This is a genomic window from Agromyces sp. GL_144 (assembly GCF_057834305.1).
The window spans coordinates 2,583,316-2,607,509 of record NZ_CM174399.1; the positions used below are offsets into that span (position 1 = coordinate 2,583,316).

Genomic DNA, 24,194 nt, shown 5'->3' on the forward strand with positions numbered 1-24,194 from the left:
GTCGGGTCGCGGCATCCGCTCGGTCAGCTCGCGGTCGTGGGCAGCCCGGCGACGAGGTGCCGCACGCGGTCGGCGAGCTTCGAGAACTGCTCGGCGACGCGGTCGGGCGCCGTGCCGCTCACCCCGTCGCGGCTCGAGACCGAGCCCTCGACCGTGAGTACCTCGCGCACGTCGGGCGTGAGGTGCGGCGAGATCGCGACGAGTGCGGCGTCGTCGACCTCGTCGAGCTCGAGCGCATGCTCCTCGGCGTAGCGCACGAGCGCACCGGTGATCTCATGCGCGTCGCGGAACGGCACGTGGCGCTTCACGAGCCACTCGGCGACGTCGGTCGCCAACGAGAAGCCGGCGGGCGCGAGGGCGGCCATGCGCTCGGTGTGGAAGGTGAGCGTCGCGATCATGCCGGTGAAGGCCGGCAGCAGGACCTCGAGGGTCTCGACCGAGTCGAAGACGGGCTCCTTGTCTTCTTGGAGGTCGCGGTTGTAGGCGAGCGGCAGCGCCTTGAGCGTCGCGAGCAGGCCCGTGAGGTTGCCGATGAGCCGGCCCGACTTGCCGCGAGCGAGCTCGGCGATGTCGGGGTTCTTCTTCTGCGGCATGATCGACGACCCGGTCGAGTAGCCGTCGTGCAGCGTGACGAAGCCGAACTCGCGGGTGTTCCAGAGGATGACCTCTTCGGCGATGCGCGAGAGGTCGATGCCGATCATCGCGGTCACGAACGCGAACTCGGCGACGACGTCGCGGCTCGCGGTGCCGTCGATCGAGTTCTCGGAGGGCGAGGCGAGTCCGAGATCACGGGCCACGGATGCCGCGTCGAGGCCGAGCGTCGATCCGGCGAGGGCACCGCCGCCGTAGGGCGAGACATCCGCTCGCTTCGTCCAGTCGACGAGTCGGTCGAGGTCGCGTGAGAGCGCCCAGGCGTGCGCGAGCAGGTGGTGGGCGAGCAGCACCGGCTGGGCGTGCTGGAGGTGCGTGCGGCCTGGCATGATCGCGGTGCGATGCGCGTCGGCCTGCGCGGACAACGCGTCGATGAGGTGCACGAGCAACTGCCCGATGCTCGCGGCGTGGTCTTTCAGGTAGAGGCGCACGAGCGTGGCGATCTGGTCGTTGCGGCTGCGGCCGGCGCGGAGCTTGCCGCCGAGCTCGGCACCGACGATGCCGATGAGGGCGGCCTCGAGCGCGCCGTGCACGTCTTCGTCGGTGTCGGCCGCGACGATCTCGCCGCTCGCGACGCGCGACTCGAGCGTGTCGAGGCCGGCGAGCATCGCGGCGAGCTCGTCGGCGTCGAGGTACCCGGCCGCCGAGAGCGCCCGGGCATGCGCGCGCGAGCCCGCGATGTCGTACGGCGCCAGCTGCCAGTCGAAATGCGTGGACTTCGAGAGCAGTGCCAGCTCGGGCGACGGGCCGCTCGCGAAGCGGGCGCCCCAGAGCGAGCCCTCGTTCGTGCCGTGGGGCTCCGCGTCGACGTGATCGGCGCCGGTCTGCTCGGGCAGGCCGGTGTCCGTGGTGTCGTCGGTCATCGTGCGTCCTCCTTGTGGGCGAGCAGCCAGACGAGCAGGGCCTTCTGGGCGTGGAGGCGGTTCTCGGCCTCATCCCAGACGACCGACTGCGGGCCGTCGATGACGGAGGCCTCGACCTCGTAGCCGCGGTAGGCGGGCAGGCAATGCAGGAAGATCGCATCGGCGGATGCCTCGGCCATGAGCGCGTCGTCGACGCCGAAGCCGCCGAACACGGCGATGCGCTCGGCCTTCTCGGCCTCTTGACCCATGGAGATCCAGGTGTCGGTCACGACGACGTCGGCGCCGCGCGCCGCCTCGCGGGGGTCGGTCGTGACGAGCACGGACCCGCCGGTCTCGGCCGCGATGCGCTGCGCGTCTGCGACGATGTCGGCACGCGGCGCGTAGTCGGCCGGCGATCCGATGCGCACATGCATGCCGGCGGTCGCGCCCGCGAGCAGGTAGGAGTGCGCCATGTTGTTCGCGCCGTCGCCCACGTAGACGAGCGAGCGGCCTGCGAGGTCGCCGAAGCGCTCTTTCACGGTGAGCAGGTCGGCGAGCAGCTGGCACGGGTGGAAGTCGTCGGAGAGCGCGTTGACGACGGGGATCGTGGTGCCCTCGGCCATCTCCTCGAGACCGGACTGGGCGAAGGTGCGCCACACGATGGCGGCGACCATGCGCTCGAGCACGCGGGCGGTATCGGCGATCGACTCCTTGGCGCCGAGCTGGCTGTCGCCCGAGGCCGTGATCAGCGGCACCCCGCCGAGATCGGCGATGCCGACCGAGAACGAGACCCTGGTGCGGGTGGAGGTCTTGTCGAAGAAGACCGCGACCGTCTGCGGGCCCTCGAGCGGGCGTTCGGAGAAACGGTCGGCCTTGAGCCTGAGCGCGAGGTCGAGCACCTCGGCCTGTTCGGAGGGCGACAGGTCGTCGTCGCGGAGGAAATGGCGGGTCATACGTGGTTTCCGTTCGGTGGGTCGGCGGAGCCGACGCGTCGGTTCAGGTCAGGAGGTGGCGCGCGAGACGTCGTCGAGCGCGGCGGCGAATCGGTCGGCGAAGAGGTCGATCTCGGCGTCGCCGATGATGAGCGGCGGCGCGAGCCGGATCGTCACGTCGTTGGCGGCGTTCACGATGAGCCCGTGCGCGAGGGCGGCGTCGACGACTCTTCCGGCGACGGGCTCGGTGAGCCCCACCCCGATGAGCAGGCCGCGCCCGCGCGTGCCCGCGACGAGCGGCGAGCCGATCGCCTCGATGCGCTCGCGCACCTGCGGGCCGCGGCGGGCGGCGTTGCCGACGAGGTCGGCACGTTCGATCTCGCCGAGCACCGCGTTGGCCACGGCCGTCGCGAGCGGGTTGCCGCCGAAGGTCGAGCCGTGCTGCCCCTTGGAGTACAGGTCGGATGCCGCGCCGAACGTCACGAGCCCGCCGATGGGGATGCCGCCGCCGATGCCCTTCGCGACCGTGATCGCATCGGGGGTGATGCCGGCGTGCTGGAATCCGAACCAGGCGCCGGTGCGTCCGGCGCCGGTCTGGATCTCGTCGACGATGAGCAGCGCGCCGTGGCGGCGGGTCAGCTCCCGGGCCGCCTCGAGATATCCGGCGGGCAGCTCGACCACCCCGGCTTCGCCCTGGATCGGCTCCACGATGAGCGCCGCGACCGCGTCGTCGAGCGCGGCCTCGAGCGCCTCGACCGTCGCCGGGATGTGCTCGACGCCGCCGGCGAGCGGCTCGAAGGCCTCGCGCATGTGCGGCTTGCCGGTGAGCGCGAGCGAACCCATGGTGCGGCCATGGAACGCGTCGACGAGCGCGAGCACGCGGGTGCGCGCGCCGCCCGAGTTGTTGAGTCGGGCGAGCTTGAACGCGGCCTCATTGGCCTCGGCTCCGGAGTTGCCGAACCATGCCCGGCCGTGCGCGCCCGCCCCGGCGAGGCGCACGAGGCGCTCGGCGAGCTCGAGCGCGGGCTCGGTCGTGAAGTAGTTGGACACATGCGCGAGCGTCGCCGCCTGGCGGCTCACCGCCTCGACGAACACCGGGTGCGCGTGGCCGAGCGAGTTGACGGCGATGCCGGCGAGGAAGTCGAGGTACTCGCGCCCCTCGTCGTCCCAGACGAGCGCGCCCTCACCGCGTTCGAGCTTGAGGAGGGGCATGCCGATGGAGCGCATGATGCGGGTCTCGAACCGCTGCTGCCAGGCGCTCATGCGGCCACCACCTCGGTGCCGATGCCGGCCGGCGTGAAGATCTCGAGCAGGATCGAGTGCGGCACCCGACCGTCGATGATGGCCGCCTTGGCGACGCCGCCCTCGACGGCCTCGAGGCATGCGGTCATCTTCGGGATCATGCCGGACTCGAGCGTGGGCAGCAGGTCGGCGAGCTCGGCCGAATCGATCTGCGAGACGAGGGAGTCGCGGTTCGGCCAGTCGCGGTACAGGCCCGCGACATCCGTCAACACGACGAGCTTCGCGGCGCCGAGCGCGACCGCGAGCGCGGCGGCGGCCGAGTCGGCGTTCACGTTGAGCGACTGTCCGGAATGGTCGGCGTCGGGTGCGATCGAGGACACGACGGGGATGCGCCCCGCCTCGAGCTGCGCGATGACGGCGGCGGGGTCGACCTCGACGACGTCGCCGACCTGGCCGAGGTCGACCTCGACGCCGTCGACGACGACACCACGGCGCCGACCGCGGAACAGCCCCGCATCCTCACCCGAGAGGCCGATCGCGAGCGGCCCGTGCTCGTTGACGAGCGAGACGAGCTCGCGGTTCACCTGCCCGGAGAGCACCATGCGGACCACGTCCATCGCCTCGGGGGTGGTCACGCGATAGCCGCCACGGAACTCGCTCTCGATGCCGAGGCGGTCGAGCATCGAGGAGATCTGCGGGCCGCCGCCGTGCACGACGACGGGCTTGATGCCCGCGTAGCGGAGGTAGACCATGTCCTCGGCGAACGCCCGCTGCAGTTCGGGGCTGACCATCGCGTTGCCGCCGAACTTCACGACCACGGTCTCGCCGTGGAAGCGCTTGAGCCACGGCAGGGCGTCGATGAGCACGTGGGCCTTGGCCGACGCGGAGGCTTCGGCGTCGGCGGCATCCGTCTGAGCGCGTGTCTGCATCATCAGCTCGCGTACGCGCTGTTCTCGTGCACGTAGTCGTGCGTGAGGTCGTTGGTGAGGATGGTGGCGGATGCCTCGCCCGCGTGCAGCTCGATGAGCACGTGCGTCGCGCGCGGCTCGAGGTCGACCGACTCGCGCGGTGCATCGGGCCGGCCGGCGTGGCACACACGGACCCCGTTCATCGAGACGTCGACGAGGTACGGGTCGAAGGGCGCCTTCGTGGTGCCGATCGCGGCGAGCACGCGGCCCCAGTTGGGGTCGTTGCCGAAGATCGCCGCCTTGAAGAGGTTGTTGCGGGCGACCGAGCGGCCCACCTCGACCGCGTCGTCTTCGGTCTCGGCCCCGCGCACCTCGATCGCGATGTCGTGGCTCGCGCCCTCGGCGTCGGCCTGCAGCTGCTCGGCGAGCGAGCGGCACGCGTCGATCACGGCGGCGCGGAACGCGGCGAGATCGGGAACCACGCCCGACGCACCCGACGCCAGCAGCGTCACCTGGTCGTTCGTCGACATGCAGCCGTCGGAGTCGAGCCGGTCGAACGTGACCCGGGTCGCCTCGCGGAGCGTGGAGTCGAGCACTTCGCTCGACAGGTCGGCGTCGGTCGTGAGCACGACGAGCATGGTCGCGAGGCCGGGAGCGAGCATGCCCGCCCCCTTGGCCATGCCGCCCACGCTCCAGCCGTCGCCCTCGATCACCACGGTCTTCGGCTTCGTGTCGGTCGTCATGATCGCCCGAGCGGCGTCGTCGCCGCCGTCGGCCGACAGCCGCGCCGCCGCGGAGAGCACGCCCTCTTCGAGCACCTCGCCGTCGAGCTGGTCGCCGATGAGCCCGGTCGAGCAGACGAGCACGTCGCCCGCGGCGATGCCCAGGGCGGATGCCGCGGCCTCCGCCGTGCGATGCGTGACCTGGAAGCCCTCTGGGCCGGTGAAGCAGTTGGCGCCGCCCGAGTTCAGCACGATCGCCGAGACCACGCCGTCGAGGATGACCTGCTGCGACCAGATGATCGGGTTCGCCTTGGCACGGTTGGAGGTGAACACCGCCGCCGCGGCCGCGGACGGACCCCGATTGACGACCACGGCGAGGTCGAGCGCGCCCGAGCGCTTGATGCCCGCGGCGATGCCGGCGGCGTCGAAGCCGGCGGGAGAGGTGACGGTCACGGGGCGACTCCGTTCAGGGGAAGGCCGGTGGATTCGGCGAGGCCGAGGGCGATGTTCGCGGACTGGATCGCGGCCCCCGCGGTGCCCTTGACGAGGTTGTCGACCGCGGCGACCACGACCACGCGGCCGGCGGCCTCGTCGATCGCGAGTCCGATGAGCGCGGTGTTCGCGCCCTGCACGTCGGCCGTGCGCGGGAACTGCCCCTCGGGCAGCAGCTGCACGAACAGCTCGCCCGCGTAGGCGTCCTCCCAGGCCGCACGCACGGTCGCGGCATCCGTGCCGGGCACGATGCGGGCGGTGGACGTGGCCAGGATGCCGCGGCTCATGGGAACGAGCACCGGGGTGAACGAGATCGTCGGTGCCGCGGCGCCGGCCCAGCGCAGGGCCTGCTGGATCTCAGGGATGTGGCGATGCGTGCCGCCGACGGCATACGGGTTCGCCGAGCCGAGGATCTCGGCCGCGAGCAGGTTCGTCTTGAGGCTCTTGCCCGCCCCCGAGGGGCCGACCGCGAGCACCGAGACGAGGTCGTGGTCGTCGATGACGCCCGCACGGATGCCGGGCGCGAGCGAGAGCGCGACGGTCGAGGCATTGCACCCCGGAGCAGCGATGCGGCGAGCGCCCGTGAGCCGCTCGCGCTGGGTGCCCGAGAGCCGTGGCAGCTCGGGCACGCCGTAGGCCCAGGCGCCGTGGTGGTCGCCGCCGTAGAAGCTCGCCCACGCGTCGGGTGACTCGAGCCGATGGTCGGCGCCGCAGTCGATCACGAGCGTGTCGGGCGAGAGCTCGGCCGCGATCGCGCCCGACGTGCCGTGCGGCAGGGCGAGGAAGACGAGGTCGTGGCCGGCGAGCGTCTCGGCGTTCGTCTCGCGCAGCGTGAGATGCGTGTACGAGCGCAGGTGCGGCTGCACCGAGACGAGCGATTGGCCGGCGCTCGAATGCGCCGTGACCGTGCGCACCTCGAACTCGGGATGATCGGCGAGCAGCCGAAGGATCTCTCCTCCGGCATAGCCGGACGCGCCGGAAACGGCGACGGAGTACGTCATGGAATCCACCTTATGGTCTGAACGAGCGGGGCGATGTTCCGGCGACGCCCCGCGTCAGACCTCAGCCTGCCGCAGGGGTCGCCGAGATTCGGCGCTCGCCACGACGCCGGCTGCCCGAGACCTCGACACGCGCGAGGCGTGCGATGCGGGTGAGCCGGGGGGCGGACATGCGTCGACCCTACCGGCGCGGCGAGCGCGGCCGCAAACCGGGCCGCCGCTCGCCGCTCCGGTCAGGACGCGGGGATGATGCTCGCTTCGGCTTCGGCTTCGGCTTCGGCTTCGACTGCGGGCGCAGCTTCGACCGCGGGCTTCGGGACCGAGTCGAGGAGCAACCGCGTATACGGATGCCGCGGAGCGTCGAGCAGTTCGGCGGTGGCACCGCGCTCGACGATCTCGCCGCGCCGCATCACGAGCGTCTGCTCGCACACCCGTCGCACGACCGCGAGGTCGTGGCTGATGAAGAGCAGCGTCAGCCCCCGCTCGCGACGGAGCTCGGTGACGAGGTCGAGCACCTGGGCCTGCACGGACACGTCGAGCGCGCTCGTCGCCTCGTCCATGACGAGCACGTCGGGCTCGATCGCGAGCGCACGCGCGATCGCCACCCGCTGGCGCTGGCCGCCCGACAGCGTGCGCGGTCTGGCGTCGGCATGCGCGGCCGTGAGTCCGACCTGTTCGAGCAGGTCGACGGTGCGCGAACGGGCCGAGGCCCGATCCAGGGGCGCGTGCAGGCGCAGCGCGTCCTCGATGGCGCGTCCAGCAGTGATGCGCGGATCCAGCGAGAGGTACGGGTCCTGGAAGACCATCTGCACGCTGCGGGCGTGCGCGAGGCGCGCCGGCCTGCCCCGCGGGACCGCCGCCCGGTCGCGGCCGGCGATGACGAGCTCGCCGCCGTCGCTCGGCTCGAGGCCGACGATCATGCGGGCGAGCGTCGACTTGCCCGACCCGGATTCGCCGACGACGGCGAGCGCGTCGCCGCGGTCAAGTTCGAACGACGCCTCGACGACCGCCTGCACCGGCGGCTTCCCGCGCCGATGGTAGGTCTTCGAGAGTCCCCCGGCCGAGAGCAACGGGCCGGCGGCGCTCCCTGCGCCGACGGACGAGGTGCGAGCGGATGCCTCGGGCTCCCCCGCCGAGGCATCGGGAGCCGATGCCACGCCGGTCGTGGCATCCGCCCCGGTCTCCGCCTGCCCGTGACCGCTCGCGACCAGCGTGGGCGTGGCCGCGACCAGACGAGCCGTGTACTCGGCCTGCGGAGCCGTGAACACGCGGAGCGCAGGCCCCTCCTCCTCGACACGGCCCGCGCTCATGACGACCACCCGGTCGCAGATCGACGCGGCGAGGTTGAGGTCGTGCGTGATGAAGAGCATGCCCATGCCGCGGGCGTCGCGCTGGTCCGCGAGCACGCGGATGATCTCGGCCTGCGTCGTGACGTCCAGCGCCGTGGTGGGCTCATCGCACACGAGCAGCTTCGGGGAGCTCGTGAGCGCGCCGGCGATCATGACGCGCTGCAGCATGCCGCCGGAGAACTCGTGGGGATACTGCCGCAGGTGCTCCTCGGGGCGCGGCAGTTGCACGGCGGCCAGCAGCTCGATCGCGCGCGCGGTCGCCTGCTTCGACGAGAGCCCCTCGCACAGTCGGAGCGTCTCGGTCATGTGATCGCCGAGGGTGCGCATCGGGTTGATGCCCGACCGCGGGTCCTGGAAGATCATCGCGGCCAAATGCCGGCGAAGGTCGAGGATGTCGCCGGCGCCGGCGCCGATGACCTGCTGCCCGTCGAGCTCGATGCGGCCGCCCGGCCGAGCCCGGTCGGGGGTGAGCCCGATGACGGAGCGGGCGGTCAGCGACTTGCCGGAGCCCGACTCGCCGACGAGTCCGACGGTCTCCCCGGCCGCGACGGCGAGCGAGATGCCGTGCAGCAGCCGGGTGCCGTTCGGGAGGTCGAGCGTCAGGTCCGAGATCTCGAGCAGGCTCATGCGGGGGTCCCTCCGCCGATGCGGTCGGAGAGCTCGTCCCCGATGATGTTGACGGCCACGACCGCGATGACGACGGCGACCGCGGGTGCGAGGGCCGGCAGGAAGGCGCCGGCGAGGATGCCGGACTGCGCCTCGTTGATCATCGCGCCCCAGTCGGGCGTGGGCGGTTGCACGCCGAGGCCCAGGAATGAGAGGCCCGCGAGCTCGGCGAGCACGTAGCCGAAGTTCAGGGTGGACTGGGCGCCCACGATCGGGGTCACGTTCGGCAGCACCCTGCGGAACGCGATCCACGGTGCGCCGAAGCCCTGCACGCGATACGCGGCCACGTACGGCCTCGTCGCCTCGGCCTTCACGAGCGACCTGGTGAGGCGCGCGACGAACGGCGCGTACGCGATGCTCATCGCGATCACCGGTGCCACGAGCCCCTTGCCGAAGAGGGCGACGGCCATGATCGCGAGCAGGAGCGACGGGAAGGCGAACAGCACGTCGAAGACCCGCCCCAGCACCGCGTCGATCCATCCGCCGCGCCAACCGGCGAGGAGCCCGAGGAGCATGCCGATGATCGTCGACCCGATCACCACGAGCAGGGGGCCGAGCAGGGCCGTGCGCGCGCCGAAGACGAGCCGGCTGAGCAGGTCGCGGCCGAGCCCGTCGGTGCCGAGCCAATGCGCGGCGCTGGGCGGCGCGTTCACGGCGAGGAGGTCGATCGCGTCGGGCGGGTAGGGGGCCACGAACGGTGCGAAGATCGCCGCGAGCGTCATCGCGCCGATGACGGCGACCGCGAGCACGAACGAGAGGTCGGGGCGGCGCACGCGCGGCGAGCGCAGCACCTGGACGGCGAGGGTCGTGGGTGGGCCCACGCGACCAGAGGCTCCGCGCGACGCGTCAGCGGCGGGCGGAGGGGTCGTGGGTGGGCCCACGCGACCAGAGGCTCCGCGCGACGCGTCAGCGGCGGGCGGAGGGGTCGTGGGTGGGCCCACGCGACCAGAGGCTCCGCGCGACGCGTCAGCGGCGGGTGGAGGGGTCGTGGGGATGGTCATCGTGCACCCGCCCCGGCCGCGGAACGCGGATCGATCCACGGTTCGGCGAGGTCCACGAGCGCATTCACGATGACGAACGCGGTGACGATGAGCATCACGATGGCCTGCACGACCGGGAAGTCCAGTCGGTCGACCGACTGCACGAGCAACGAGCCGATGCCCGAGATTCCGAACGCCGCCTCGACGATGGTGCTCGCGACGAGCAGCCCGGCGACCAGCACCCCGCTCACCGTGAGGATCGGTCCGAGCGCATTGCGGATGACATGCCTGCGCACCACCGTGCCGCGCCCGAGCCCGCGGCTCGTCGCGACCTCGACGTGCTCGCGGCCGAGCTGTTCGACCATCGACGATCGCGTCACCTTTCCGACGAGCACGACGAACACGATCGCGAGGGCGACCGAGGGCAGGACGAGATGGTAGGCCATGTCCGCGAAGCCCTCGCCGGATCCGAAGGTCGGGAACCACCCGAGCTGCACCGCGAAGATCGAGATGAGCACGATCGACCCGACGAACGACGGGATCGCGCTCAGCACCGTCAGGCCGACGAGCGTCGCGCGATCGAGCGCACGTCCGCGGTTCAGCGCCGCGACGATGCCCGCCGAGACCCCGACCACGGCGATGATCGCGCCCGCCATGACGACGAGCATGAACGTCACCGGCAGTCGGTCGGCGATGACGGTCGAGACGTCCTGCCGGTACTGCAGCGATCGGCCGAAGTCGCCCTGCAGGGCACCCATGAGCCAGTTCAGGTACTGCTGCCACGGCGGCAGGTCGAGTCCGTACTGCTCGGTCACCTGGGCGATCGCCTCCGGGCTCGGCTTGCGGCCGCGGAGCAGGAAGGTCACGGGATCGCCGGGGACGATGAATCGGGAGAAGAAGACGAGCAGCGACGCGAGGAAGAGCGTCAGCGCGAGCCCGCCCAGCTTGCCGGCGATCCGGCGGATGCCGCCGCTGAACCGGCCGGGTGCGCCCGCCGCACTCGGCGCGGCCGGGACGTCGGTCGTCCCAGGGTCGGCAGTCCCGCCCGGCCCGGTCGCCGCGGGAGTCGCGGCGACCGGGATCGCGGACCTATCGAGCGCCAATGGTCGCCGCCCACGGGTAATACAGGAAGGCGATCGACGGTGCGACCCCCGTGATGCGTTCGCCGACGAACGCCGTCATCGGCGTCGTGTACAGCGGCAGCCACGGCACCTGCTCGTTGGCGATGTGCTGCAGCTCGCTCGTGAGCTTCGCCCTGGCCTCGGCGTCGGCCGTGCCGACCGCCTCGGTCACGATCTCGTCGAAGTCTGGGTCGCTCCACTCGCCGTAGTTGCTGAACTCGCCGGTTCGCAGGACCGCGTACATCTCGAGCGGGTCGGGGCTGGAGAGGTACCACACGGTGAAGAAGAGGTCGACGCCCTCTCGTGCGCTCGGGTCGGAGAACAGTGCCGTGTACGCGTTCGGCGTGACGGTCTTGATCTCGGCGTCGAGGCCGATCGACTGTGCGGCGGCCACGGTCGCCTGGGACACGACGGCGAAGTCGTTGCTGATCGGCGCGGTCGCGAACACGACCTTCGCGCCGGTCGCGCCGGCCTCCTCGACGAGCTGCTTGGCCGCATCGAGGTCGTTGGGGTACTCCTCGAGGCCGCTGAACGCGTCGGTGCGGGTCTGCTCGGATGCCTCGCCCCAGACGGACGGGGTCGTCAGCGCGTTCGTCACCTCGCCGTACCCCTTCGCCGCGGCCTCGAGGATGCCCTCGCGGTCGAGCGCCATCATGAGCGCCTGTCGCACCCGGGGATCGCTGAGCGGCCCGTCGGTGTCGGAGACGATGAGGTTCGAGGTGGCGGTGCTGAGGCCGAACACGACGTCGCCGGCGCCCGACGCCTGGAGCTGCGCGATGCCCTCGCTCGGGAGCATCCAGCTGCCGTCGACGTCGCCGGACTTCAACGCGTTGATGCGGGCGTTGGCGTCGTTCATGAAGACGAACCGCACCTGCCCGGACCGCGCCTTCAGGCTCTCGTCCCAGTAGTCGTCGAATCGCGTGAGCGTGATCGACTCCCCCGACTTCCACTCGGTCAGCTCGAACGGTCCGGTGCAGTTGACCAGTCCGCTCGAGTTGCCGTAGTCGGCGCCCTTCGCCTCGAGCGTCGCGGCGGACTCGACGACGCCGGCCGCGCCGCCCATGCCCTGGTTGAACTGGGAGTCGGGGATCGCCGTGGTGACCGTCACCTCGCGGTCGCCCGTCTGCTCGATCGACGTCACGTTCTGGTAGACGGAGTACCACGACGACCCCACGGCGGGGTCGAGATGACGGCTCATCGAGGCGACCACGTCGGCCGCGGTGAGCGGCGTTCCGTCGTGGAAGCTCACGCCGTCGCGGATCTCGTAGACCCACGTCGTGGGGCTCGTCTGCTCGTACGACTCGGCGAGGCCGGGCGTGAGGGTGTAGTCGGGGTTCAGCCGCAACAGGGATTCGCAGACGTTCGAGAGCACCATGTTGTCGGCGTAGTCGAACGCGTACGCGTAGTCGAGGGAGTACGGCTCGCCGTAGTTCGCCCAGGTGAACGAGTCGAGGTCACCCGACGGATCCGCGGTCTGCGCGGTGAGCTCCCACTCGGGGGCCGTGGGCTTCGGCGTCTGCTGCGGCGTGCACGCCGTGAGCGCCAGCGCTCCCGCCGCGAGGCCTGCGACGAGCAGGATGCCGCGTCGTCGGCCGACGCGGGATCGGAATGTGGACATTTGGGGCTCCTCAGAGGGTGGGGGTCGGAATTGCGGCGGTCGCGGCGCGTTCGGCGCCGCGGTCTTCGACGTCGCGCACGTAGACGGGCTCGCCCTCGATCCAGGTGGAGGTCACCGTCGCAAGATGCAGCTCCTCGTCGGGGAGGGTGAAGGGATCGGGCTCGATGACGACGAGGTTCGCGAGGTGGCCCTCGCGCACGTACCCGGTGTCGTGGTCGCGGTGGTTCACGTAGGCGCTGCCGGAGGTGTAGGCCGCCATGGCCGTCGCGAGGTCGAGGCGCTGGTGCGCGCCGCCGAGCGGCTCCGCGTCGACACCCGGGGCGACCCTGGTGACCGCGATGTGGATCGCGGCCAGCGGGTCGGCCGAGGAGACCGGCCAGTCGCTGCCGGCCGCGAGCCGGGCTCCGCCGCGAACGAGGTCGCCGAACGGGTACTGCCTCGCCTCGGCACCGTCCTGCAGGAACGGCAGCGTGAGCACGTCGATCTGGTCCTCGTGGGTCGCCCACAGCGCCTGCAGGTTCGCGACCGCATCGAGCTCGGCGAAACGCTCCGCGTCGGCCTCGGCGACGACCTGCAGGTGGGCGAGGTGATGCCGGCCGTCGCTCACGCCGTTGGCCGCTCGGGCCGACTCGAGTGCGTCGAGCGCCTCGCGCACGGCGCGGTCGCCGAGCGCGTGGAAATGCACCTGCATGCCGGCCGCGTCGAGTGCCTCGACCGCGCGGCGCAGCAGCGTCGGGGCGACGAACGAGATGCCGCGGTTCGCCGTGTCGTGGCCGTGCGCGTCGCGATAGGGCATGAGCATCGCCGCCGTCTGGTTCTCGGCGACGCCGTCAACCATGATCTTCGTCGTGCCGAACGAGATCCGGTCATCGTGTCCGCGCGCCGCGATCTCGTCACGCAGCCGCACCATGCGCTCGACCTGATCCAGGTCGCCCGAGCGCTCCCACCATTGCGCGCCGACGACATGGGCGCGCAGCGTGCCCTCGTCGACCGCACGCAGGTAGGCGCCGGTGGGGTCGGACACGCCCGCAGAGGAACCGGCGACGAGGGCGTCCTGCCAGCCGGTGACGCCGAGCGAGAGCAGCAGCTCCTGCGCCCGGAGCAGGCCACGGTACGACAGCTCGTCGCTCCCGGCTGGTCGGACGCCGGCGAAGAGTTCGCTCGACCCCTCGTGGAACGTGCCTGCGGGGCATCCGTCGTCCTCGCGCTCGATGCGACCGTCGGCGGGGTCCGGGGTCCCGGCATCGATGCCGGCGAGGCCGATTGCGGTGCTGTTCGCCCAGGCGCTGTGGTGGTCGCGGCTCATGAGCAGCACCGGCCGGTCGGGCACGACCTCGTCGAGCAGGGCGCGGGTGGGCGCGCCGCCGGGGAAGTGGTCCATGGACCAACCGCCCCCGAGGATCCAGGGCTCATCGGGGTTCGCGGCGGCATACGCGGCCACCCTCGCGACCGCGTCGGCGGCATCCGTCGCCTCGGAGAGGTCGCATTGCAGCAGTTCGACGCCGCCGCCGACGGGATGGATGTGCGCGTCCTGGAAGCCCGGGGAGAGCAGCGCGCCATCGAGCTCGACGACACGGGTCGCGGCGCCGACGAGGGCGGCCGCCTCGCCTTCGGGAACGATGGCCGCGATGCGACCGCCGGACACGCCGACCGCTCGGCCGTGCAGGGGCGAACCGCTTCCGGTGAAGACGGTTCCGCCGGTGAACAGGATGTCGACTGCCACGTCGCCTCGATTCCTCGTTGGGTGTGCAGGCGACAGTAGCGAGCGGATCGCCAGACGTCAACAGTGTTGACATCGCTGTTGTCCAATTCGTTATGCTGGCCACGCGCTGCAACGCCGAGCGGCATCGTCCGTGCGTGGCAGGATGACTGGCGACCGAGAAGAACGAGGACAGTGACGATGACGACCGCGACCGGACGCAGCCGTGCCGATGACGCGCCCGGCACCGGCAAGGTGCGGCTCGACCGGGCGACGATCGTGTCCACCGGCCTCGAGCTCGCCGCCGACACGGGGGCGACGACCATCTCCGTGCGCGAGCTCGGGGCACGGCTCGGGGCTGACCCGACCGCGATCTACCGGCATTTCCGCAACAAGGAAGCGCTCATGCAGGCCCTGCTCGACGAGCTCAATGCGCGTTCCGTCGCCGCGGTCACGGCGGCCCCCGAGGAGTGGCGCGATCGGCTCAGACAACTGGCGGCCGCAACCCTCTCCTCATTCAGTGCGCATCCCGCGATCGCCGTCGAGGCCACCGTGCTCACCACCCACGGTCCGGGCGAACTCGACGCCGTCGAGCTGATGCTCGACGCGTTCGCCAGGGCGGGGCTCGTCGACGACGAGCTCGTGCGCCACTACGCCCTCATGGCCTCGTACGTGCTGTCGACCGCCGCCGGCATCGCGCGCGGCCGCAGCGGTCGGGTCGCGAGCGAAGACGAACCCAGTCCCTGGTTCGAAGGGCCGATCCTCGCCGATCCGCGAACGCATCCGCGCGTCGCCGAGCTCGGGGTGAAGATGGCGGCGCTCGAGGACCGCGATCTCTTCGTCCTCGGCGTCGAAGCCGTGATCCAGTCGGCCGAACGCACGGCCGCCGCACCGGGCTGAGTCGGCGAACGGCGGATGCCCCGCCTCAGCCTCGCGCGTGGATCCACGAACGGTCGACGAGCGAGGCGAGCACGTCGAGGTCCACGTTCGCCAGCCGGCCGACCCAGAGGCATCCGGCGCCCAGCTTGACCTTGCCCAGGCGTTCGACGAGGGCCTCGCCTCCCGGCAGCTGCAGGCCGTAGAGCGCCACGTTCGCCTTGCGCGGCGAGAAGCCGACGATCGGCCAGTCGCCCTCGCGGCCCGTCTCGTAGCGGTAGTGCTCCACGCCGTACCCCACGATCGACGGACCCCACATGACCGCGTCGGTGTCGGTCACCCGGTCGAAGAGCTCGCGCAGCGCGAAGCCGTCTTCGCGCCGCCCCGCCGGCTCGACCGCATCGAGGAACTCGGCGACGGATGCCCCGGTCGGAACGGTCTTCGGCTCGGCCATGGTTCAGGGTATCGCCGGGTCGAGGCATCCGACAGCCCCGACCCGGCGATCGACCGAAACGGCCTCCGGTCCGACCGAAGCGCACTACTCGCGGATCGCGGCGCCCGTACGCTCCCCGGCGAGGGCGGCGCCTGCGAGCTTGGCCTCGCTGGCCTCGGCCGCGGTGAGCGTGCGATCGGCCGCGCGGAAGCGCAGCGCGAACGTGAGGCTCTTCGACCCATCGGGCACGCCCTGGCCGCGATAGTCGTCGACGAGGTGCAGCTCTTCGAGCAGATCCCCGGCGCCCTCGCGCACGGCACCGGCGACGACCGCGGCGGGCACGTCGGCGCCGACCACGAGCGAGAGATCCTGCGTCGCCGCGGGGAACGTGCCGATGGCCCTCGCCTCGGGCTGCGCGTCGGCGAGCTCGATGACGGCATCGAGATCGAGCTCGAGCACGGCCACGACGCGGGGCAAGTCGGCCTCTTCGGCGATCGAGGGCAGCAGTTCGCCCGCGAACCCGACGGCCCGCCCCTTGACACGCAGCTCGGCGGTGCGGCCGGGGTGCAGCGCGTGGTGCGAGCCCTGCACGAGCTCGAACTCGGCGCCGGTCGCCAGGCCGATGCGGCGAACGGCGTCGAGCGCGTCGATGATGCCGGCGGGAACGGCGGCCTGCCCCGGCTGCTTCGTGATCGCGTCGCCCACGAAGAGCGCGGCGACGTGACGCGGCTGCGGCGGGATGCCCGCGTTCAGGGCGGCGAGCTCATCGTCGCTCGGTAGCGCAGCGCCGGCGGGGAGCTCGCTCGAACCGTGGACGCGACCCGTCTCGGGCAGGAACACGAGGCCCTGCTCGAACAGCGCGAGATCGACGAGCCCGCGCGAGCGGTTGCGCTTGGCCGCACCGATCAGGCCGGGCAGCAGCGAGCGCCGGAGCAGCGCGTTCGACGCGTCGAGCGCGTTCGCGAGCTTCACGGAAGCCACGGGGCTGCCGTCGGCGCTGCCGTACAGCGCGTTATCGTCGGCGTTCGCGAAGGGGAACGAGAGCACCTCGGTCGCACCGCCTGCGGCGAGCACCTCGGCCACGCGGCGACGGATGCGCTGCGACCGCGTGAGCCCGCGTCCGGGAGGCGCGACGGGCAGCACCGACGGGATGCGCTCGTAGCCCCCGAGCCTGGCGACCTCTTCGACGAGCTCCTCGCGACCGGTGAGGTCGGGGCGCCAGGCCGGCGGGACCACGGAGAATCCGCCGTCGACGCGGGTGACGACGCCGCCGATCTCGGCGAGCGCGTCGTGCACCTCGGCATCGGAGTACTCGACGCCGATGACCTTTGAGACGTAGCCGTCGGGAAGCAGGATCGACTGCCGCTCGGGCGCGGTCTGGATGATCGAGCCGCCGGCGTCGGCCGTGCCGCCCGCCAGGTCGACCATGAGCTGCGCCACGCGTGCGACGGCGACCGGGCCGATGGTGGGATCGACGCCGCGCTCGTAGCGCTTGGCGGCCTCGCTCGGGAGCTTGTGGCGGCGCGCGCTGCGGGCGATCGACACCGGGTCCCAGTGCGCCGCCTCGATGAGCACGTTCGTGGTCGTCTCGCCCATCTCGGTCTCGGCGCCGCCCATGACGCCGGCGAGGCCGATCGGCCCGCGGTCGTCGGCGACGACGATGTCTTCGGCGTGCAGCGTGCGCGCCTTGCCGTCGAGCGTCGTGAAGGGCTCCCCGGCCTCTGCACGACGCACGACGATGCCGCCGCGCAGCGCGTCGAGGTCGTAGCCGTGCACCGGCTGGCCGAACTCGAGCATGACGTAGTTCGTGATGTCGACGAGCAGCGAGAGCGAGCGGATGCCGGCGAGCTTGAGCCGTGCGACCATCCAGGCGGGCGTCGGGCGCGAGGGGTCGACGCCGCGGACGATGCGGGTCGAGAACGCCTGGGAGGCGATGTTGCCGCGGATCGGCGCCCGATCGTCGATGACGACGGGGAAGCCGTCGGCCGCGACATCCGTCGGCTCGATCTGGCCGGCCGGGTCGCGGAAGGCCGCCCCCGTGGCGTGCGCGTACTCGCGGGCGACGCCGCGGATCGAGAACGCGTACCCGCGGTCGGGCGTGACGTTCAGCTCGACGGCCGTGTCATCGAGGCCGAGCAGCTTGATGGCGTCGGTGCCGACGGGCGCGTCGATGCCGAGCGTCGACAGCCGCAGGATGCCGTCGTGGTCTTCGCCGAGGCCCAGTTCGCGCGCCGAGGCGATCATGCCGTCGGAGACGTGCCCGTAGGTCTTTCGGGCCGCGATCGGGAAGGGGCCGGGCAGCACGGCGCCGGGCAGGGTCACCACGACCTTGTCGCCGACGAAGAAGTTGCGGGCGCCGCAGACGATGCCGTGCACGGCGTCGCCGCCATCGGCTGCCGTCTCGCCGTCGGGCGCGACGCGCACCTGGCACCAGCGGATGGTCTTGCCGTTCGTCTGCGGCTCCTCGACGAACTCGAGCACCTCACCCACGACGATCGGGCCGACGAGGTCGAACGTGTGCACGTCTTCTTCTTCGAGGCCGATCTCGACGAGGGCGGCGTGCACCTGCTCGGGCGTGGTTCCGGGGACGAGCTCGACGTACTCGGCGAGCCAACTCAGCGGCACTCGCATGTCTTCAGACCACCATTCCGAACTGCTGGGAGAAGCGGATGTCTCCCTCGACCATTTCGCGCATGTCCTGCACGTCGTTGCGGAGCATCAGGCCGCGCTCTATGCCCATGCCGAACGCGAAGCCCGTGTAGACGTCGGGATCGATGCCCGCCGAACGCAGCACGTTCGGGTGCACCATGCCGCAGCCGCCCCACTCGATCCAGCGCGGCCCCGTCTTGAAGGTCGGGTGCCAGAAGTCGAGTTCGGCCGACGGCTCGGTGAACGGGAAGTAGCTCGGCCGCAGGCGCACCTTCGCCTCGTCGCCGAAGATCGACTTCACGAAGTGGTCGAGCGTGCCTTTGAGATGCGCCATGGTCAGGCCCTTGTCGACGGCGAGGCCCTCGAACTGCATGAACACGGGCAGGTGGGTGGCGTCGAACTCGTCGGTGCGGTACACGCGGCCCGGCGCGAGCACGTAGATCGGCACGTCGCGCTCGAGCATCGAGCGCACCTGCACGGGGCTCGTGTGCGTGCGCATCACGAGGTGCGCCTCTGGCGGGTCGACGAAGAAGGTGTCCTGCATCGCGCGCGCGGGGTGGTCGGCGTCGAAGTTCAGCGCGTCGAAGTTGAACCACTCGCTCTCGACCTCCGGCCCCTCGGCGATCTCCCAACCCATGCCGGTGAACACGTCGCAGACGCGGTCTTCGAGCAGGGCGAGCGGATGCCGCGACCCGACCGCGGCGCGCGACGGCAACGCCGTGACGTCGAGCGCCTCGGCATCGAGCTGCGCCGCCGCCTCGGCGGCGACGATCTCGGCCTCGCGCGCCGCGAACGCCTGGTTGACGCGACCGCGGGCGCCGCCCACGAGCTTGCCGAGGGCGGCCTTCTGATCGTTGGGGACGTTGCGCAGCTCTGCGTTCAGCTGCGCGAGTTCGCTCTTCTCGCCGGTGTGCTCGGCGCGGACGACCTTCAGCGCGGCGGAATCGCCGGCCGAGGCGATCGCGGCGAGCGCCGCGGCGACCGCGGACTCGACGGACTGCTCGGTGATTTCACGGGGCTCGGACACGAGAACCGAGTCTACCGGGGCGCGGCGTCGCCGCCCGCCGCTCGTTACCGCGGCGCCTGACTCTCCGACTGCCGCGCCGACGCCGACGCCTGCGCGACCAGCAGCCCCTGGTTGGGGTCGTCGGGCGGAAGACGCGTCGCGCTCGTCTTGGACGCGGTGCGCTTCGAGAGCCACCGCGCGAACCACGACAGCGAGAGGTTCATGATCAGGTACAGCGCCCAGGTGACGATGAACAGCGAGAACAGGTAGCGGTTGCCGAAGAAGCTCGAGAGGTTGTTGAGCGTGACGCGCAGCAGCTCCTGGTAGCCCACGATGTAGCCGAGCGAGGTGTCCTTCAGCAGCACCACGAGCTGGGCGACGATGATCGGCAGCATCTGCCGGAAGGCCTGCGGGAACTCCACGAGCAGCTTCGACTGCAGGGGGCGCATGCCGAGGCTGAGCCCGGCCTCGCGCTGGCCTCGAGGCAGTGACGCGAGGCCGGCCCGGAGCGCCTCGCCGATGAGCGCGCCGTTGTAGACGGCGAGCGCCCAGACGACGGCCCAGTACTGCCCAGTCGAACCGACGAGGAGGATGAAGAGCATCATCAGCAGCACGGGCATGCCGCGGAAGAATTCGATCACCACGGCCGTCGGAATGCGGATCCACGCGGTCTCGGCGCTTCGGAGCAACGAGAACACGATGCCGAGGATGATGGCCAGCACCGCGGCCACGAGCGCCGCCCTGAGGGTGCCCCAGACGCCGTCGAAGATGATGAAGCTCCACACCTCGGGATCGGCGTAGATGTCCCAGCGGCTCGGGTCGAACATGCCCGGCAGCGTGATGCCGCCCGATTCGCGCGGCGCGCTCAGCGTGAGGATCATCCAGACCAGGCCGGCCGCGACGAGCAGGCCCGCGACGACGGACAGGATGAGCGAGCGGCGCCTGGCCTTGGGACCCGGCGCATCGAAGAGCACGTTCGCACCGGTCATCGCTGCACCACCCACTTGCGTTCGAGCTGGGTCGCGAACAGGCCCAGCGGCACCGTGATGAGCAGGTAGAACGTGGCGACCCCGAGCAGTACGGCGATGACCGCGTCGCCATTCGCGTTCGCCAGTTCCTTGCCCACCGTGAAGAGTTCGACCACGAAGAATCCGCTGGCCACCGACGTGTTCTTCGTCAGGGCGATGAACACGTTGATGAGCGGCGGGATGGTCATGCGGAACGCCTGCGGGAAGATGACGAGCGTCACCGACTGGCCGAAGCCGAATCCGAGGCTGCGTGCGGCCTCGGCCTGCCCGACGGGCACGCCGTTGATGCCGGACCGCAGGGCCTCGGCGACGAACGGCGAGGTGTACACCGCGAGGGCCACCATCGCCGAGATCGTGTACGGGAGCCGCGGGCCGAGGTAGGGCAGGACCAGCGCGCAGAAGAAGAGCACCAGCGTGAGCGGCGTGTTGCGCACGATCTCGGTGTAGACCGTGGCGAAGCCGCGGAGCGTGGCCACCGGCGAGATGCGCATCGCGGCGACGATCGTACCGAGCACGAGCGCCGCGAGCCCGCTCACCACGAGCAGCAGCACCGTCATGCCGAAGCCCTCGAGGTAGCGCGGCAGGTTGTCGAAGACGACGTCCACACCGTTCCTTTCGTCAGTCGCGGATCGCTCCGCAGGTCACCGCTGCGCGACCCGGGCCCCGTCGGGGGCCCGGGTCGCGTGCGGATCAGTAGCGGTCGACCGCGGGCGGGTCGACGAACGGCAGCACCGTGCCGGCCGTGGAGTTCCAGGCCTCCTCGTAGCGCCCGTCATCGTAGGACTTCTCGAGCACGTCGTTGATGAACATGCGGAAGTCGGTGTCGTCGAGCTGCACGCCGATGCCGTAGGGCTCCTGCGTGAAGGGCTCGCCCACGACCTTGAACTCGCCCTCGTTCTGGGCCGCGAGACCCGCGAGGATGACGTTGTCGGTCGACACCGCGACGACCTCGCCCGCGCGCAGCGGCTCGAGGCAGTTCGTGTACGTGTCGGTCAGCACCGGCTCGGCCCCGATCTCGGCGAGTTTCTCGGCCGGAGTGGACCCGGTCACCGAGCACACCTTCTGGCCGACGAGGTCGTCTTCGCTCGTGATGTCGTCGTTGTCGGCGAGCACGAGGATCGACTGGCCGGCCATGTAGTACGGGCCGGCGAACGAGATGACCTTCTTGCGCTCGTCGTTGATCGTGTACGTGGCGACGACGAGGTCGACCTGGCCGTTCTCGATGAAGGGCTCGCGGTTGGCCGAGACGGTCTCCACCCAGTTGATCTTGTCGATGCCGAGCTCATCGGCGATGATCTTGCCGATCTCGACGTCGAAGCCCTCGGGGTCGCCCGACGGCCCCTTCAGGCCGAACAGCGGCTGGTCGAACTTCGTGCCGATCGTGATCTCGCCGGCCTCCTGCAGCCTGGCCATGGTCGTGCCGGCCTCGAAGCTGGCCGCGGGCTCGTCGGACGCGTCGTCGGTGCCGCCGTCGCTGGTGCAGCCGGCGAGTGCGAGCACGGTCGCCGCCGCTGCGGCGACGAGCGCGATTCTCCTGCGTGTCATGTTCCTGCCTCTTTCTCTTGTGGTCCGGGCCTGCTCGTGGCGACCCTGGTCAGTGGTCGAGGATCTTGGAGAGGAAGTCCTTGGCGCGCTCGGACTTCGGGTGGTCGAAGAAGTCGGCTGGCGTGGCCTCCTCGACGATCTTGCCGTCGGCCATGAACAGCACCCGGTCGGCCGCCTTGCGTGCGAAGCCCATCTCGTGGGTCACGACGATCATCGTCATGCCGTCCTTCGCGAGGCCGACCATGACGTCGAGCACCTCGTTGATCATCTCGGGGTCGAGTGCGCTCGTCGGCTCGTCCATGAGGATGAGCTTGGGGTTCATGGCGAGCGACCTCGCGATCGCGACGCGCTGCTGCTGTCCGCCGGAGAGCTGGGCCGGGAGCTTCTTCGCCTGGTTGGCCACCCCGACGCGTTCGAGCAGCGTCATCGCCTCGGCCTCGGCCTTCTTGCGCGGCATGCGCTTGACCCTGATGGGCGCGAGCGTGATGTTCTCGAGCACGGTCTTGTGGGCGAACAGGTTGAACGACTGGAAGACCATGCCGACGTCGGCACGGAGCCTCGCGAGAGCAGCGCCCTCTTCGGGCAGCCGCTGGCCGTCGATGCTGATGGAACCCGAGTCGATGGTCTCGAGCCGGTTGATCGCGCGGCAGAGCGTGGACTTGCCCGAGCCGCTGGGCCCGATGACGACGACGACCTCGCCCCGATTGACCACCGTATTGATGTCGTTCAGCACGTGCAGCTCGCCGAAATGCTTCTCGACATGATCGATGACGACGAGCGGTTCGCCCCGACGCACCGAGATGTTCGACGTCGCGGGTGCTGGCTGGGTGGGCTCCATACCCCCAAAACTAGGGTGTGCCATGCGTGGCGCGCGTGGGGCGCGACGCGTTGGTTACCGTTTCGTGACCCGCGAGGAGGGCTCAGCTGCTGCGCTGGGCGAACGCGCTCTCGTACAGGCACACGGATGCCGCGGTCGCGAGGTTCATCGATTCGGCATGTCCGTAGATCGGCACGGTGACCACGCGGTCGGCCAGTTCGAGCTGCTCGTCGAGCAGGCCGTGCGCCTCGTTGCCGAACAGCCAGGCGGTCGGATTCGCAAGCACGCCGTCGGCACGCACCGACAGCAGGTCGTCGCCCTTGACGTCGGCCGCGAGCACGGTGAGGCCGGCGGCCCTCGCGCGCCGGAGCACGTCGTCGAGGTCGGCGCCGACCGCGACCGGCACGTGGAAGATCGACCCGGTCGAACTGCGCACGACCTTGGGGTTGTAGAGGTCGACGGCGCGACCGGTGAAGACGACGGCGTCTGCGCCCGCGGCATCGGCCGCCCTGACGATGGTGCCCGCGTTGCCCGGGTCGCGCACCTCCTCGAGGATCGCGATGAGCCTCGGGGATGCCGCGAAGACGTCTTTCACCGCGGTCGGGAACTGCCGGCAGACCGCCACGAAGCCCTGCGGCGTGACCGTGTCGGCCATGGAGTCGAGCACCTCTTCGGTGACGTACTCGATCTCGACCTCGGCGCCCGCGGCCGCCTCGACGATCTCGGGGTGGCGCTCGAGCGCCGTCGGCGTGCCGAACAGCTCGAGGACGAGCTCGGGCCGGAAGCGCAGCGCCTCGGAGACGGCCTGCGGCCCCTCGAGCAGGAACAGCCCGCTCTCGGAGCGCGACGCCTTCTTCGCGAGCTTCGCGACGGCGCGCACACGGGGGGAACGGGGGTTCTCGAGCATGCCGCAAGTCTACGGGCGCGACGGGATGGGTCGCCGAACGCGGAACGGCCCGGCACCACAGGGGTGCCGGGCCGTTCGGAAGCGGAAGAGGCTGCTTACGCGGCGGTCTTCGGGGCCGAGGTGTCGGCCGGGAGCGCCTTCTTGGCGGACTCGACGAGCGCCGCGAACGTCGCGGGCTCGTTGACCGCGAGCTCCGCGAGGATGCGACGGTCGACCTCGATGCCCGCAAGGCCGAGACCCTGGATCAGGCGGTTGTAGGTGAGGCCGTTCGCACGCGAGGCCGCGTTGATGCGCTGGATCCAGAGACGACGGAAGTCGCCCTTCTTCTTGCGGCGGTCGTTGTACGAGTAGACGAGGGAGTGGGTGACCTGCTCCTTGGCCTTGCGGTACAGACGCGAACGCTGGCCGCGGTAACCCTCGGCGCGCTCGAGGATGACCCGGCGCTTCTTGTGGGCGTTGACCGCCCGCTTCACTCTTGCCATGACTGTTTCTTCCTAACGGGTCCGCGGCTCAGTGGCCGAGAAGCTTCTTGATGACCTTGGCGTCGGGGGCCGACACGACCTTGTCCTGGTTCAGACGGGCCTTGCGCTTGGAGGCCTTGACCTCGAGGTTGTGGCGCATTCCGGCCTGCTGCTTCTTGATCTTGCCGCTGCCGGTGATCTTGAAGCGCTTCTTGGACCCGGAGTGGGTCTTCTGCTTCGGCATCTCGTGTG

Annotated in this window: 22 protein-coding genes; 1 reads left to right on the forward strand and 21 read right to left on the reverse strand. The window is 70.8% G+C overall.

Annotated elements, in window-relative coordinates; translation table 11 throughout:
• Window positions 1-23 precede the first annotated feature (23 nt).
• The 11 genes from argH to AC3IPY_RS11885 form a co-directional block, all read right to left on the reverse strand.
• On the reverse strand, window positions 24-1,514 hold the full coding sequence (gene argH, locus AC3IPY_RS11835; RefSeq protein WP_489184479.1) for an argininosuccinate lyase: 1,491 nt from the start codon (window positions 1,512-1,514) through the stop codon (window positions 24-26).
• Window positions 1,511-2,446, reverse strand: a complete 936-nt coding sequence (gene argF, locus AC3IPY_RS11840) for an ornithine carbamoyltransferase (protein ID WP_489184480.1) — start codon at window positions 2,444-2,446, stop codon at window positions 1,511-1,513. The genes argH and argF overlap by 4 nt, the downstream gene beginning before the upstream one ends.
• A gap of 48 nt (window positions 2,447-2,494) precedes the next feature.
• On the reverse strand, window positions 2,495-3,688 hold the full coding sequence (locus AC3IPY_RS11845; RefSeq protein WP_489184481.1) for an acetylornithine transaminase: 1,194 nt from the start codon (window positions 3,686-3,688) through the stop codon (window positions 2,495-2,497).
• Window positions 3,685-4,596: an acetylglutamate kinase gene (argB, locus tag AC3IPY_RS11850; protein ID WP_489188316.1), complete on the reverse strand. Its 912-nt coding sequence runs from the start codon at window positions 4,594-4,596 to the stop codon at window positions 3,685-3,687. The genes AC3IPY_RS11845 and argB overlap by 4 nt, the downstream gene beginning before the upstream one ends.
• Window positions 4,597-4,598: 2 nt before the next feature.
• Window positions 4,599-5,750 (reverse strand): bifunctional glutamate N-acetyltransferase/amino-acid acetyltransferase ArgJ, encoded by a 1,152-nt coding sequence (gene argJ, locus AC3IPY_RS11855; RefSeq protein ID WP_489184482.1) that lies wholly within the window; start codon window positions 5,748-5,750, stop codon window positions 4,599-4,601.
• Window positions 5,747-6,790, reverse strand: a complete 1,044-nt coding sequence (gene argC / locus AC3IPY_RS11860) for an N-acetyl-gamma-glutamyl-phosphate reductase (protein ID WP_489184483.1) — start codon at window positions 6,788-6,790, stop codon at window positions 5,747-5,749. The genes argJ and argC overlap by 4 nt, the downstream gene beginning before the upstream one ends.
• 230 nt (window positions 6,791-7,020) lie before the next feature.
• Entirely contained in the window at window positions 7,021-8,763 is a 1,743-nt protein-coding gene (locus tag AC3IPY_RS11865; protein WP_489184484.1) for a dipeptide ABC transporter ATP-binding protein, read from the reverse strand.
• Entirely contained in the window at window positions 8,760-9,524 is a 765-nt protein-coding gene (locus AC3IPY_RS11870) for an ABC transporter permease (RefSeq protein ID WP_489188318.1), read from the reverse strand. Before AC3IPY_RS11870 ends, AC3IPY_RS11865 begins: the two co-directional genes overlap by 4 nt.
• 275 nt (window positions 9,525-9,799) lie before the next feature.
• Window positions 9,800-10,747, reverse strand: a complete 948-nt coding sequence (locus AC3IPY_RS11875) for an ABC transporter permease (protein ID WP_489188320.1) — start codon at window positions 10,745-10,747, stop codon at window positions 9,800-9,802.
• Window positions 10,748-10,871: 124 nt separating this feature from the next.
• On the reverse strand, window positions 10,872-12,521 hold the full coding sequence (locus tag AC3IPY_RS11880) for an ABC transporter substrate-binding protein (RefSeq protein WP_489184485.1): 1,650 nt from the start codon (window positions 12,519-12,521) through the stop codon (window positions 10,872-10,874).
• Window positions 12,522-12,531: 10 nt separating this feature from the next.
• Window positions 12,532-14,244, reverse strand: coding sequence for an amidohydrolase (locus AC3IPY_RS11885; RefSeq protein WP_489184486.1), 1,713 nt, complete (start codon window positions 14,242-14,244; stop codon window positions 12,532-12,534).
• Window positions 14,245-14,421: 177 nt separating this feature from the next.
• Here AC3IPY_RS11885 and AC3IPY_RS11890 point away from each other — a divergent pair, with 177 nt between their 5' ends.
• Window positions 14,422-15,120, forward strand: coding sequence for a TetR/AcrR family transcriptional regulator (locus tag AC3IPY_RS11890; RefSeq protein ID WP_489184487.1), 699 nt, complete (start codon window positions 14,422-14,424; stop codon window positions 15,118-15,120).
• Between the two features lie 25 nt (window positions 15,121-15,145).
• Here AC3IPY_RS11890 and AC3IPY_RS11895 read toward each other — a convergent pair whose 3' ends face one another.
• The 10 genes from AC3IPY_RS11895 to rpmI all read right to left on the reverse strand — a co-directional run bounded on the left by AC3IPY_RS11895 (window position 15,146) and on the right by rpmI (window position 24,186).
• A complete protein-coding gene (locus AC3IPY_RS11895; protein WP_489184488.1) occupies window positions 15,146-15,550 on the reverse strand; it encodes a DUF1801 domain-containing protein in 405 nt (134 codons plus the stop codon).
• A gap of 84 nt (window positions 15,551-15,634) precedes the next feature.
• On the reverse strand, window positions 15,635-18,160 hold the full coding sequence (gene pheT, locus AC3IPY_RS11900) for a phenylalanine--tRNA ligase subunit beta (protein WP_489184489.1): 2,526 nt from the start codon (window positions 18,158-18,160) through the stop codon (window positions 15,635-15,637).
• Between the two features lie 4 nt (window positions 18,161-18,164).
• The gene (gene pheS, locus AC3IPY_RS11905) at window positions 18,165-19,205 is read right to left on the reverse strand and encodes a phenylalanine--tRNA ligase subunit alpha (protein WP_489184490.1); all 1,041 of its coding nucleotides are present in this window, start codon (window positions 19,203-19,205) and stop codon (window positions 18,165-18,167) included.
• A 44-nt stretch (window positions 19,206-19,249) separates the two neighbouring features.
• Window positions 19,250-20,173 carry an amino acid ABC transporter permease gene (locus AC3IPY_RS11910; protein ID WP_489184491.1) on the reverse strand — a complete coding sequence of 308 codons (924 nt, stop codon included), beginning with the start codon at window positions 20,171-20,173 and terminating at the stop codon, window positions 19,250-19,252.
• A complete protein-coding gene (locus tag AC3IPY_RS11915) occupies window positions 20,170-20,817 on the reverse strand; it encodes an amino acid ABC transporter permease (protein WP_489184492.1) in 648 nt (215 codons plus the stop codon). Before AC3IPY_RS11915 ends, AC3IPY_RS11910 begins: the two co-directional genes overlap by 4 nt.
• An 85-nt stretch (window positions 20,818-20,902) precedes the next feature.
• The gene (locus tag AC3IPY_RS11920; protein WP_489184493.1) at window positions 20,903-21,757 is read right to left on the reverse strand and encodes a glutamate ABC transporter substrate-binding protein; all 855 of its coding nucleotides are present in this window, start codon (window positions 21,755-21,757) and stop codon (window positions 20,903-20,905) included.
• Between the two features lie 49 nt (window positions 21,758-21,806).
• Window positions 21,807-22,595, reverse strand: a complete 789-nt coding sequence (locus AC3IPY_RS11925) for an amino acid ABC transporter ATP-binding protein (RefSeq protein WP_489184494.1) — start codon at window positions 22,593-22,595, stop codon at window positions 21,807-21,809.
• 82 nt (window positions 22,596-22,677) lie between these two features.
• Window positions 22,678-23,481 carry a TrmH family RNA methyltransferase gene (locus AC3IPY_RS11930; RefSeq protein ID WP_489184495.1) on the reverse strand — a complete coding sequence of 268 codons (804 nt, stop codon included), beginning with the start codon at window positions 23,479-23,481 and terminating at the stop codon, window positions 22,678-22,680.
• A 95-nt stretch (window positions 23,482-23,576) separates the two neighbouring features.
• Window positions 23,577-23,963 (reverse strand): 50S ribosomal protein L20, encoded by a 387-nt coding sequence (gene rplT / locus AC3IPY_RS11935; protein ID WP_022890857.1) that lies wholly within the window; start codon window positions 23,961-23,963, stop codon window positions 23,577-23,579.
• Between the two features lie 28 nt (window positions 23,964-23,991).
• The gene (rpmI, locus tag AC3IPY_RS11940; protein ID WP_092968518.1) at window positions 23,992-24,186 is read right to left on the reverse strand and encodes a 50S ribosomal protein L35; all 195 of its coding nucleotides are present in this window, start codon (window positions 24,184-24,186) and stop codon (window positions 23,992-23,994) included.
• Window positions 24,187-24,194: the final 8 nt, after the last annotated feature.